Origin of the sequence: Maridesulfovibrio bastinii DSM 16055 (assembly GCF_000429985.1) — a bacterium.
GTDB classification, from domain to species: domain Bacteria; phylum Desulfobacterota; class Desulfovibrionia; order Desulfovibrionales; family Desulfovibrionaceae; genus Maridesulfovibrio; species Maridesulfovibrio bastinii.
Genome location: NZ_KE387014.1, coordinates 139,524 through 151,155, shown reverse-complemented (window position 1 = coordinate 151,155; position 11,632 = coordinate 139,524). Strand labels below are relative to the sequence as shown.

12 protein-coding genes are annotated in these 11,632 nt (G+C 44.5%); 3 read left to right on the top strand and 9 right to left on the bottom strand.

Annotated elements, in window-relative coordinates:
* Nucleotides 1-3 precede the first annotated feature (3 nt).
* The gene (locus G496_RS0115130; protein ID WP_027179999.1) at nucleotides 4-576 is read right to left on the bottom strand and encodes a nitroreductase family protein; all 573 of its coding nucleotides are present in this window, start codon (nucleotides 574-576) and stop codon (nucleotides 4-6) included.
* A gap of 625 nt (nucleotides 577-1,201) precedes the next feature.
* Here G496_RS0115130 and G496_RS0115120 point away from each other — a divergent pair.
* The 3 genes from G496_RS0115120 (at nucleotide 1,202) to G496_RS0115110 (ending at nucleotide 4,491) form a co-directional block, all read left to right on the top strand.
* Entirely contained in the window at nucleotides 1,202-2,569 is a 1,368-nt protein-coding gene (locus G496_RS0115120) for an NAD-dependent succinate-semialdehyde dehydrogenase (protein WP_027179997.1), read from the top strand.
* A gap of 197 nt (nucleotides 2,570-2,766) precedes the next feature.
* On the top strand, nucleotides 2,767-4,128 hold the full coding sequence (locus G496_RS0115115; protein WP_084407588.1) for a phosphatidylserine decarboxylase family protein: 1,362 nt from the start codon (nucleotides 2,767-2,769) through the stop codon (nucleotides 4,126-4,128).
* 129 nt (nucleotides 4,129-4,257) lie between these two features.
* The gene (locus G496_RS0115110) at nucleotides 4,258-4,491 is read left to right on the top strand and encodes a hypothetical protein (RefSeq protein ID WP_027179995.1); all 234 of its coding nucleotides are present in this window, start codon (nucleotides 4,258-4,260) and stop codon (nucleotides 4,489-4,491) included.
* A 107-nt stretch (nucleotides 4,492-4,598) separates the two neighbouring features.
* Here G496_RS0115110 and G496_RS0115105 read toward each other — a convergent pair whose 3' ends face one another.
* From G496_RS0115105 to G496_RS0115070, 8 genes are all read right to left on the bottom strand, one after another.
* Entirely contained in the window at nucleotides 4,599-6,689 is a 2,091-nt protein-coding gene (locus tag G496_RS0115105; protein ID WP_027179994.1) for a heavy metal translocating P-type ATPase, read from the bottom strand.
* Nucleotides 6,679-7,146 carry a Fur family transcriptional regulator gene (locus G496_RS0115100; protein WP_342665384.1) on the bottom strand — a complete coding sequence of 156 codons (468 nt, stop codon included), beginning with the start codon at nucleotides 7,144-7,146 and terminating at the stop codon, nucleotides 6,679-6,681. Before G496_RS0115100 ends, G496_RS0115105 begins: the two co-directional genes overlap by 11 nt.
* Nucleotides 7,147-7,160: 14 nt before the next feature.
* Nucleotides 7,161-7,880 (bottom strand): ferrous iron transport protein A, encoded by a 720-nt coding sequence (locus G496_RS0115095; protein WP_027179992.1) that lies wholly within the window; start codon nucleotides 7,878-7,880, stop codon nucleotides 7,161-7,163.
* Nucleotides 7,881-7,919: 39 nt separating this feature from the next.
* Nucleotides 7,920-10,055, bottom strand: coding sequence for a heavy metal translocating P-type ATPase (locus G496_RS20045; RefSeq protein WP_245577940.1), 2,136 nt, complete (start codon nucleotides 10,053-10,055; stop codon nucleotides 7,920-7,922).
* Nucleotides 10,055-10,282, bottom strand: coding sequence for a hypothetical protein (locus G496_RS0115085; protein WP_051295091.1), 228 nt, complete (start codon nucleotides 10,280-10,282; stop codon nucleotides 10,055-10,057). The genes G496_RS20045 and G496_RS0115085 overlap by 1 nt, the downstream gene beginning before the upstream one ends.
* A 60-nt stretch (nucleotides 10,283-10,342) precedes the next feature.
* Complete coding sequence (locus G496_RS21375; protein WP_034633507.1) at nucleotides 10,343-10,726, bottom strand: hypothetical protein; 384 nt, start codon at nucleotides 10,724-10,726, stop codon at nucleotides 10,343-10,345.
* A 42-nt stretch (nucleotides 10,727-10,768) separates the two neighbouring features.
* Nucleotides 10,769-11,239, bottom strand: coding sequence for a magnetosome protein MamC family protein (locus tag G496_RS20715; protein WP_051295090.1), 471 nt, complete (start codon nucleotides 11,237-11,239; stop codon nucleotides 10,769-10,771).
* Nucleotides 11,240-11,242: 3 nt separating this feature from the next.
* Nucleotides 11,243-11,632 (bottom strand): hypothetical protein (locus tag G496_RS0115070; protein ID WP_027179990.1); only part of this gene is annotated, 390 nt, incomplete at its 5' end.

The window sequence follows — 11,632 nt, the reverse complement described above, 5'->3', positions numbered from 1 at the left end:
TTTTTAGAAGAAGTTGATTTTGAAAGGCTTGCGTTTGTTGGGGTTCTGTTTGCCTTCCCTGTCAGCATCCGGATAGCCGATGATGATCGGAGCTACCAGAGTGTAGTTTTCAGGAATTCCAAGCTCCTGCTTAACAGAAGGAATAGCAAGAATGTTATGTGCTTCCCCAATCCAGCAGCAGCCCATTTTGCGTTCTTCTGCCAGAATATGGATATTCAGGGCGACCATACTGCAATCGTAGTTAAACCAGAATGATTCGCTGTCACCATAAACCACTATAAGTGATGGTGCATTGTAGAAGATATTGGCTTCCGGGTTTGTAAAAGTGCTTTCGTATGCTTTCATGTACGGGCACTCGTCCAGATTTTCCAGCCACATTTTTTTAGCTTTGTCAGAATATGATTTAAGCTTTTCCTTGTTGCTGATAACAGCGAATCTCCACGGCTGCATATTTGAACCGGACGGGACCCACACAGCGTCATTAATCAGTTCGTTAAGGGTTTCTTTAGATGGAACCTGATCTTTAAATTTTCTGCAGGATTTACGTTGCTTCAGAATCTCTGAAATAGAATTCAAGGTGATAACCTCCTTTGCAAATTTCAGCAGGTCAGTATACAACCTCTGAAAAATATTAAATACTCATTTGTTGATGTCTTAAATCAGACATCATATGAAAACTATATTTAATTTGTTTTTTTGAAAATTACGACATCTGATAATATTAAAATATGTTTTGTTACAGACATATTTTATATTTAAAACAGTATGTTATCTAAAAATAATTCATCGCCGGACTTTTGCTGTTCTTTTTTTTCAGGTTGTCAGGCGTGTCTATTTGTCACAAAGTCAGTCTCAGTTACCAACTATTTTTTTCTGGACTTATTGCTGTAAAGAACACGATAGTTCCTTTTTTTTAGCGATAAATTCACCTAAAACTGATATTTTTACCGAAAAAAACTCTACTCCGGCTGTGAAAATAAGTCCGGCGGCACTGTTTAATTGCGGTGATTAGTTTTATGCTTTTGGTCGGCAGCAGGAAGTTGAAGGCCTTCCACTTATTATATATGGATATTTTTTTAATCCCGCCTTCAGCACTCCTCTGTCCCTTGATTTCTATATTCATCATTCCTGCCGTGCAGCTTATATATCCGGCAAAGACGGGCAGGAATATTTTTATAATGATTTTATAAGGAGTCTTTGTATGAGTATTCAGAGTCTTAATCCGGCTACTGAAGAAGTTGTCGCAACTTTTGAAGCTTATTCCGATGAAAAAGTTCAATCTATTTTAGACTTAACAGCCGCTGCATGGGCTGATTGGAAAGAAAAAAGTTATTCAGAACGTAAAGTGCTGCTCAAAAAAGCTGCTGAGATTCTTCGGGAACGCAGTGTCGAACTGGCCCGTATTGCGGCGGTTGAAATGGGTAAGCCTGTAAAACTTGGAAAAGCCGAAGCTGAAAAATGCGCCCTTGTCTGCGACTATTATGCGGAAGAAGGAGAGGCAATGCTTGCTCCTGAACCTGTATCTGATGCCGCCAAAAAGGTTTATGTCCGGTTTGATCCTTTGGGTACGGTTTTAACTGTTATGCCCTGGAATTTCCCTTTCTGGCAGGTTTTCCGTATTGCAGCTCCTTCACTTATGGCCGGTAACTGCGTTGTTTTAAAGCATGCATCTAATGTTCCCCAGTGCGCTTTGACCATAGAAAAAATTTTTAAGGATGCCGGTTTCCCGGATAATGTTTTCAGAACTCTTCTGATAGGCTCTGATCAAGTAGAAGCTGTTTTGGATCATGATTCTGTTTTTGCTGTCAGTCTCACTGGTAGTGAGGGAGCCGGTAAAAGTGTTGCCTCAGCCGCCGGAGCGCGACTTAAAAAGTCTGTTATGGAACTCGGTGGCAGTGATCCCCTTATTGTTCTTGCTGATGCCGATGTAAAGAAAGCTGCTGAAACCGCAGCCGTTTCGAGATGTGGAAACGCTGGTCAGGCTTGTATTGCCGCAAAGCGTTTTATTGTAATGGCTGAAGTATATGATGAATTTATTGAGCAGTTGAAGCTGAGCATGTCTGCATACAAGCCGGGCGATCCGCTTGATCCTGCAACAGAGATGGGCCCTATGTCTTCAAAAGGGTTGAGGGAGACTCTAGAGGATCAGGTTAAGCGCTGTGTTGAAGCAGGAGGTAAAGTTCTGAGTTTAGGCTCCATGCCTGAAGGGAAGGGCTTTTATTATCTGCCGACAATTATTGAAAATGTTCCGGTTGATTCAGATGTATGTCAGGAGGAATTTTTTGGTCCGGCAGCTCTTGTGTTCAAGGTATCATCAATAGATGAAGCCATAAGGCTGGCTAATGATACTCCATTTGGACTCGGTGGCTCTATCTGGTCTGCAAATATACCGCTGGCTGAGAAACTGGCTGCTAAAATAAGAACCGGCAATGTTTATATTAATGCCCTCGTAAGAAGTGATGTTCATGTTCCTTTCGGTGGTGTCGGTATTTCCGGTTTCGGACGTGAACTCGGGTCGTATGGAATACGCGAGTTTGTGAATGTAAAATCGGTCTGTGTCGGATCTTAACTCTTTAGTATAAAATATGATAATTTGCTGCCCGGCGGAAATATTTCCGCCGGGTTTTTTTATTTCGAAAAAATGAGGATAAAGTTTTACGTTTATCAAAATGTGTTATAAATAAAATATAAATATATTTTAACCGTCTTAAAAACGTCAGGCGTTATGTGGCCTTAGTGCTGCAACGCTTTGTCTGCGGAGGTTTTATGAATAGATCTCATTTTAAAAAAGTATTGCTACTTTTTTTTGCATGCACGTTATTGATAAGTATTCCTTTAACATCCAGATCAGATAATTCTGAACAGGTAATCCCTTATAAGGTTGGTAAATGGCTGCCTTCGGATCAGACTCTTGAGAGTCAGTGGCGGGCCGATCTGATACGAAAAGTAGCGGCGGAGCCGGCTGATACTCCCTTGTTGCCTGTAATACAGGAATTCAAAGATCTCATTGAGAATGATCCGGAAATCTACATGCTTTTTAATGAAATGTTTAAACAGATTCCGGATGAAGCTAAATATAAGAAAGATCCTGTGGGAAATCCCCAGATCAAAGATTATAAGCAGATGCTGCGGGTGTTGAATTATACGATGACCCGTGCTCCGGAGTTTAATGAAACAGGTCTGGTTGGTTTTCCTATTAACGCTATTTTGGACTGGCCTATGGGAACTCCGGCAGGTTGTTCGGTCTTTTTGAATAAAAAGGTCAACCGTCAGCTGAAAAAAATACTCAACCAGTGGGCAGTATATCTTGGTTCTTCTGACTCATGCTATGTGTTGAGTGATGACGAGAAGCATGGCTGGTTCGGCAGTGATGCCCAAAAGGCTATGCCCGGATTTGCCAAAGATTTTATTTGTGATCCTAAAAAGCCTCATTATGGTTTTACTTCATGGGATAATTTTTTTACCCGCCGTTTTCGTGAAGGACGCAGGCCGGTTGCCTCGCCCGATGATGACTATGTGATCGCCAACTCCTGCGAATCAGCTCCGTATAAAATAGCAAGAGATGTTAAATTACGTGATGAGTTCTGGATAAAGGCCCAGCCTTATTCACTCATTCACATGCTGGACAGCGAAGAGCTGGCAAAGACCTTTGAAGGTGGAACCCTTTATCAGGCCTTTTTGAGTGCGCTCAGCTACCATCGCTGGCACAGCCCGGTAAGTGGAACAATTGTCGGAGTTAAAATTATAGACGGTTCCTACTATGCCGAAGCACAAAGTATGGGATTTGATCCTGCCGGACCTAATGAATCCCAGAGCTATATCACTAATGTGGCTTCAAGAGCTCTTGTCCTTATTGACGCTGATAATCCTGACATCGGACTTATGGGTGTGCTGTTTGTAGGCATGGCTGAAGTTTCTTCCAATGAAGTTACGGTGTATCCCGGACAGCATGTGAACAAGGGCGAACAGCTTGGAATGTTCCATTTCGGCGGTTCAACCCATGTTCTCTTATTCCGTCCCGGCGTAAAAATTAAATTTAATCTGCATGGTCAGAAGCCCGGACTACATTCACATAATATTAATGTAAGAGCGGAAATTGCCACTGTTAAAAAAGGTAAGGACCTGTAGTGGAGGAACGCCGGTTCTTATGGGTGTAATTTTTTCTTATCTGATTGAAAGCAACTCTCAATGTTTGCACTGACTGATGAGTCTGTTAATGTAAGAAAAAATTAAACCGGAATTATAGGAGGCAACAATATGTCATTACCAATTCGTCTTTTGACTCTTTCAGCCGGAGCAGCAATTGCCGGGCTGGCTGTTTATGCGGTAATCAGGCCTGAAAAAATCCGTCCGGCTGTTGTCGAGACAATCAAGGGCGGTATCAAGGCTAAAGACTGGGCGTGTGATAAATTCACTTCTGCCAAAAAGGAAGTATCAAGCATGGTTGACGAGGCTAAAAGCGGAGACGTTCCGGCAGCTTCTGTTGAGTAATGCTGAATTCTGAAGTCTGTATGAAGCCTTCTGAAAGAGCTGGTTTGCAGATATACAATAATGAGATGAACTAAAAATAAACCGGGCCGATACGGCCCGGTTTATTTTTATATCTGTGGAGAACGCTTTGAAATAAGTGCGGATATACCGAGTATTGAGAACGTCGTCATATTATGAATAAGAGCAGCGGAGACCGGCTTGAGTAGTCCGGCTGTTGCTGCCAGCATCAGACCGCTGTTTATACCAACCCCGGCTTTAAAACAGCCTTTAAGTGTTTTTTCAGTTTGTTTGCCTGTCTTACGGGCAACAAGCAATCCTTCAAGATTCTGTCCCGTCAGAATTATAGCTGAGGCATCCTTTGCAAGGGTAGTGCTGCCGGGTACGCTAACGCCGACATCAGCTTCAACAAGTGATGGCGCATCGTTTATTCCGTCTCCGACAAAGATTATTTTATGGCCCTTATTTTTAAGCCGTTTAACCATGATGGCCTTTTCATCCGGTTTCAGATCCCAGTATATTGAATCAGCTGCCGGAAGTTTTTCCATGAAAGCTGTCGCGGTTTCACGGTGGTCACCGGTGAGAATTATTATCTTATTGATGCCATCGTTTTTCAATTTTTCCAGTATATTCTGCGCTTCAGGACGGATTTCATCCTGCATGGTGATTATCCCGGCGAGTGATTGATCAACAGCAACATAAACCAGAATGTAACCCTGTTTTCTCAGGTCCGTGGCCACGTTTGAAATGCAGGAGCAGTCAATTCCACAGTCGTCATGAATATAATGGCGGCTTCCTACCCGTACAGTTTTTCCTTCTATACTGGTGCAAACCCCGTGCGCTATTCTGCTTTCATCCGGCAGACTGTCAGGAATAGTCAGCCCCAGACGCTCAGATTCAGCGATGATTGCTTTACCCACAGGATGGAATGATCTGTTTTCAGCCGCGGCCGCATATCTTAGTATTTCATGCTTGGTTATTTCTGCACATGGAATGACTTCTGCAACATTAATTTCGCCTTTAGTTAAGGTCCCTGTTTTATCGAAAACAACAGTGTCGGCCTTTGCTATTTTCATAAGTGCTGAGCCGCTTTTGATAATAACATTGCTCTTGGCCGCAGTGTACATCGATGTTTTAATTACTACCGGAGTAGGAAATTTGACCGCACAGGCATAATCGACAGTAAGAGCGGAAAGAGCTTTATCCGCATCTCCGGTCAGTGCAAAGAGCGCCGCACCTGTTCCGAAAGAAATAGGCGCCAGCTTATCAGCCAACCGGTCACTTTCAAGCTCGACATCAGATTTTTCCATCAGTGAATTTTCCATTATTCCGGTTATTCTTTTGATGGACGTTTCTGACCCGACTTTTACAGCTTTTATTTTTACGCTTCCTTCAATCACAGAATATCCGGAAATGAGCTGATCTCCGGTCTTGCAATGCAATGGTCTGGCTTCTCCGGTAATTGAAGTTTGATTTATGAGCACTTCACCTTCGGTAATAACTCCATCGACCGGAATAATTTCACCAGCTGTGCAGACCACTGTGTCACCTTTTTCAACTTCTTCAAAAGGGACATCCAGCAGTTGCTCATTCTTGCAGACGGTAACTTTTTCAACCGGATCACTCATAAGACTGCGCAGCAGATTATTGGTGCGGTCTTCGGTTATCTGTTTCAGATAATCGCCGATTACAATCATTGCGGCAATTGAAGTTGCCGTGTTGTAGTCCTTTCTCAGAAGCGAGAGTCCGATTGTACTCATATCAAGTACCTGAACTTTCAGCCCCCGGTTGATTAGCGTATCCAGTCCCCTTAGTATCGGAGAAATCCCGGTTGCATAGGCCAAAGCTGTTTTTGCCTGAATCGGCAGAAAAGGGGAGACCGTTGCAATTGTTCCAGCTGCGGCTGCGTCTACAAATTTTCTTTTTGCAGGTGCGGGAAATTTTCTGGAAAAAGATTCTTCAGGAGAGCACACAAGCCTTTGTCTGATTTTCTCAGTCATTTCGGCTGATCCGCTGTAGCTCACAGTCACACTGCATGCCTGAGGATTGATCCGGGCTTCATTAATGCCGGGCATGGCTTCAAGCCACGCTTCGAGATAATCAGGATTTAAATGCGGATGATAGAGCTTTTTCCATCTGAACCTGACCCGCCCCCGGCATTTATGTATGATTTGAGGATTGGATTTACTATTATTCGTCATCTTCCCCAAGCTCTGCCTCTGCTTTGGCCTGACATTCCGGGCAGATTCCGTAAAGCAGTAAGCGATGGTGGGTTATGGTGAAACCTTCGCGGGTTGCGACCTCTTCCTGCTTTTTTTCAATTTCTTCATCAACTATTTCAATTTTTTTACGGCAGCGTACACATATAAGATGATCATGGTGTTCCTGACCATGGCTGACTTCAAAAATTGAAACTCCGTCACCGATATCAAAGCAATCGGCAATTCCTGAATCAAGCAGTATCTTTAGAGTTCTGTAAACAGTTGCCTGCCCTATGGCAGGGTCATGTTGTTTTACTTTTTTATAAAGTTCATCAGATGTGAAGTGACCGTCCATATCCAGAAAAGCCTGTAGTATTACAAGCCTTTGCGGTGTCATATTAAGACCGTTTTCATTGAGGTAATCGAAGAAAACCTCATGGGCCGGTTTCATAAGCATATTTCCTCACTTTTTCAGGTGTGACTGACAGTTATGTTTTCAGCCTGATCGATGCGCAGAAAAATCCTCAATCCTTCTGAACTATGGGCTACTATTCTATTGAGTCCATAGGAATTACCAATATTTTTAGCCTGTTCCACGGCTTCAAGACGTAAGGTCTTTCCGGGGGCAATATTAAGTGATTCGATGGCGTGCTGGGCTCTTTTGCCGCCGAGTATTCTGGTCACTTTGAAAGGAGTATCAACCTGCACGGATGCGAACTGATATTCATTTCCAAGCATTTCACCGAGGATTTTAGCGGCCATTCCTTCAGGCAGTCTTACCCGGCCCCGGCCTTCTATTATGGTTATGTATTCCATGGGAGGCATCAGCCTGATCATTTCTATGCAGTCATTCTCTTGAAGCCCCAGAGCTGACAGAGCCTCACCCAGACCTTTACCTCCGGTTATGCCTTCAATATGACCATGCTCACCGGGTTTCAGCTCCGGCAGGGGAACTTTGCGGCCGTCATCAAGGTGGGCGACTATTTTACCACCCATTCCGCCGCTAAGCAGAATTTCACCTTTTGGACCTCTTATTCTAACCGTCTGTAGACTTATTTCTTCGTCCATAACCGTCACGACACTTCCGGGGAAAAGTCCCATGGAAGCAAGATTCTTTTCCAGATGTTCCTGCGTAATTTTTTTTATTGTAAGCTGTTGCCCTTTGGGGGCTTTTGCCAATGTTGTATACATTCATCCTCCTCTCGGGAGTTCTCTTAAGCGGACTTCCTTTTACAGGCTGTATGATTGTGGAGCTTCCCGCCTTGCAGCGGAAGCAGCGTATCCCAGTATGCCAAGCGTGCTTGAATTATGCAGGAATGCCGAGGCTACCGGGGAAAGTTTTCCTGTTGTAGCAGCAAGAAGAATTGCAGAGTTTATTCCTACAGCCGCGTTGAAGCTGTTTTTTATTACTTTCTGGGTCTGTTCAGCTATATGCCTTCCGGCAACAAGAGCCATCAGACTGTCTTCCAGCAGTACAACCTGTGCGGCTTCACGGGCCAGCTCAGCTCCCTGGGGCATGCAGATTCCAACATCTGCTGAAATAAGTGCCGGAGCATCGTTAACACCATCACCGGCGAAAGCCAGAAAATGGCCTTCTTCCTGTAATTCGTTTACGATTCTGGCTTTGTCTTCCGGTTTAAGTTCCCAGTGAACTTTATCGATAACACCGAGTTCTGCGCAGATTGCTTTTGCCGTATCCCGGTGGTCACCGGTCAGCATTATCAGGTTTTTGATTCCTTTTTCTTTCAGTTGGGAAAGTGCTTCTGCAGCTTCCGGGCGCAACTCATCCCTGAGACCTATAACTCCTTCAAGTTCGCCATCTCTGGATACATAAAGAAGTGATTTTCCGCTTTGCCTAAGCTCTGTGGTCAGATTGTCCGCGGCAGAGCAGTCAACTCCTTCATCTTCTTCAAGAAAATGTCTGCTGCCCACAAGAACCTGCCGACCTTCAACAAAGGCGGAAACTCCGTGGGCGACAATGAAGTCGACCTGTGAAATGGGCGGGAACTGTAGTTTTTGGCTTTTTGCTTCAGCAACCACGGCCCGTGCTACAGGGTGAGAGTAGTGCTCCTCGGCCCCGGCTGCCAGAGCCAGCAGTTCTTTTTCATTTAAACCTTTCAGGGGGATGTAATCAGTGACTGATAAATCTCCTCTGGTAAGGGTTCCGGTTTTGTCAAAAACTACCGTGTCGATTTTAGAAAGGTTTTCCAGAGCCTGAGCTCCTTTAAGGAGAACTCCGCTGTGGCTGGCCGCAAACATCCCTGATTTTACCGCAACAGGTGAGGCTACTTTGATAGCGCAGGAGTAATCTACGGTCAGAACAGACGCTGCTCTGGTGACATCACGGGTCAGGGCATAGAGTCCCAGACCCAAAGCAAATGTTATGGGGACAAGTTTGTCCGCAAGCTCGTCACTTTTTTTCTGTGATGATGATTTTGACCTGAGCGAGTTTTCAAGAAAACGCCCAATTCTGGCCATGGAACTGTCACTGCCAACATGGCTTGCGGTGATACGCAGATGTCCTTCTTCAATAACTGATCCTGAAAGGACTTCGTCACCTTCTTCCACATGAACCGGGATAGATTCCCCGGTTATGGAGCTGGTGTTGAGGGCTGCTTCTCCGCCTATCACTGTTCCGTCAACCGGGAGCAGTTCTCCCGGTCCGCATAGAACAATGTCGCCGATAAGGACTTTATCCAGTGGAATCTTTTGCTCTTTAGCGTCACGCTCCACCCAGACATTTTCCACTTGAGGCCGCAGCAGATTTTTCAGCAGATCGTTTGATCTTTGTTCCGTCCAGTCTTCAAGATATTCACCAAGTCCAAGCATGGCGACAATGGCATTGGCTGTAAAATAGTCCTGTCGCAGTAATGAAAAAGCCACCGCCGAAGCGTCCAGAACTTCAACTTTGACTCCTTCCGTAACCAGACTTTTGATACCTTCTGCCATGGTCGGTGTTCCGATCATCCAGCTGCTCAAAGCCTTTAAAGGAGACGGGAGCCACGGAGTTACAGCTGTTGTTGCCGCCTGATAAGCTACCGTAGACAGCCGCGCCGGTTCGTTATGGCTCACTTCCGGCAGATATGCTTCGTCAGGAATACTTTCCAGTGTTTCCAGAATCTTATTCCTGATTTCAGCTGAGCCGTTATAATTAACAGTGATAGAAAAGGCCCGTTTGTTAGTACGAACCTTTTCAACTCCTGAGATTGCTCCGATCACGGCTTCAAGATAGCTTAAATCCAGTGCCGGATCGTATAAACGGTTACTGCGCAGACGAAGCCTGTTGCTCAACTCGTGAACCACTTTAAAACTGCTGTTTATATTTTCATCCATGCTTGCGGTCCGTTTTGATGGGCATGAAGTCATTATTTTTTCCTGTTATAGAGCGAGTAGTGCCAGTATGAGAAGCCTACAAGAGCAAAGCCGGACCAGAGATGCATCTTTTTAAGATTCTCACTTTTTGATGTTTCAAGGAGTCCGGTTGCGACCAGTGTGCCAAGAGATACAGCCATCCCTGCTTTTGCAAGGGTCCTTTTTGTCTGGGTATCCAGATTGGCAACAGGATTGATACTTTTTGTTTTTTCATCAGCCATGATTAACCTGCCTTTTTTAGGCCTGCCTATTCAAGGAGGCTTGTTTTTAGTGCAAGAACTTTATTCCGGCTGACTCAATTCAGCTTTAGCATCCTGAATCTGCTCTTTTATTTCTTCAAATCCGCCCTGAACAGCGGCCCATGCTTTTACTGCTCCTGAGATAACGGCTTTTTGTACTGTCGGGTTTGAAGCCACGAGAGCTATACCGGCGCCGAGAGCAAAACCTTTGAGATAAGTGGAATCGCGGAAATTAAACCAGTCGCCGAGAGTGCTTTCCGAGGTGCTTGTTTCCTGCTGGATAGGCTGAGTGGTCTGGTACTGCTGAATCTGCTGGGGGTTTTCGTAATAAACAGGTTGAGTGTAGTAAGAGCCGTCAGGGGCCTGAAAAGTTGCGTACTGCATTCCTGAAGCATTGTTCTGATCGTAATAGTTATTGTCGCTCATTTTGATATCCTTGTTTGTCAGCTGATTAAATCAGATTAGTTGTTATTCTTCGGTTTTTTCAGTTGCTTTGGATTTAGGGGATGATTTGGCGGCTTTTTTCTTTGTTGTCTTCTTGGCTGCCGGTTTTATTTTATCCTCAACTTTTTCCTCTTCCGCTTTCTTTTCTTCAGTAATTTCTTCAACTACCGGAATTTCAGGTTGCGGTGCAGGGAAGGCTTTGTTGAGCATATATTTTGTTCCGGAAGCTACAGCAACAAAACCGAGAGCGGACCCAATTGGGCCGAGTGGAAGGGGATTTACCACTGCGGATGCAGTGCCGGTTGAAACACCCATAGTTCCAGCTTCTTTAATGCAGTCTTTTATTGCTTCATCTTTGGTCATATCGCCTTTTTTGACCTTTCCCGCATTCTGGAAAGCACTTACAGCTCCACCGATAACAGCTCCCAGAAGAGCGTTTTTCAACACATAACTCCCGGATGCCGTTGAACTGTTTATTTTTTTTATTTTATTCATTTTTTACTCCTGACCTGCTTCCTGCTCCTTGATCATATCTGCAACTTGAGGCTCAGCTTCATTCTCGCCGAAAAGCGATCCAAAGGAACTTCCGAAGACTCCTGCAATAGCTCCTTTCACAGCTTCGTTATTAAGTAGAAATGTCAAAGCTCCACCGACCAGCATACCTTTAATAAAATCACCATCACTGCTTTGTATGAAATTGAGCATGCTCGGGAGGTCTGTTTTACCTTCCATTAAATCATTCATCATTCCGTATATCTGTCCGAACTTATTTTCTTCCAGTTTGGGATTGGTTTCTTTTGCTGTCTGGGTTGCGTACTGCCCATTTATAGGTGCTGAAACCTGCTGTCCCTGCATAGGCTGCTGCGTGTAAACCTGCTGTCCCTGCAT

Coding starts and splice junctions, on each gene's coding strand:
- G496_RS0115120 (WP_027179997.1), top strand. CDS start 1,202: ATGAGTATTCAGAGTCTTAATCCGGCTACTGAAGAAGTTGTCGCAACT.
- G496_RS0115115 (WP_084407588.1), top strand. CDS start 2,767: ATGAATAGATCTCATTTTAAAAAAGTATTGCTACTTTTTTTTGCATGC.
- G496_RS0115110 (WP_027179995.1), top strand. CDS start 4,258: ATGTCATTACCAATTCGTCTTTTGACTCTTTCAGCCGGAGCAGCAATT.
- G496_RS0115105 (WP_027179994.1), bottom strand. CDS start 6,689: ATGACGAATAATAGTAAATCCAATCCTCAAATCATACATAAATGCCGG.
- G496_RS0115100 (WP_342665384.1), bottom strand. CDS start 7,146: ATGCTTATGAAACCGGCCCATGAGGTTTTCTTCGATTACCTCAATGAA.
- G496_RS0115095 (WP_027179992.1), bottom strand. CDS start 7,880: ATGTATACAACATTGGCAAAAGCCCCCAAAGGGCAACAGCTTACAATA.
- G496_RS20045 (WP_245577940.1), bottom strand. CDS start 10,055: ATGACTTCATGCCCATCAAAACGGACCGCAAGCATGGATGAAAATATA.
- G496_RS0115085 (WP_051295091.1), bottom strand. CDS start 10,282: ATGGCTGATGAAAAAACAAAAAGTATCAATCCTGTTGCCAATCTGGAT.
- G496_RS21375 (WP_034633507.1), bottom strand. CDS start 10,726: ATGAGCGACAATAACTATTACGATCAGAACAATGCTTCAGGAATGCAG.
- G496_RS20715 (WP_051295090.1), bottom strand. CDS start 11,239: ATGAATAAAATAAAAAAAATAAACAGTTCAACGGCATCCGGGAGTTAT.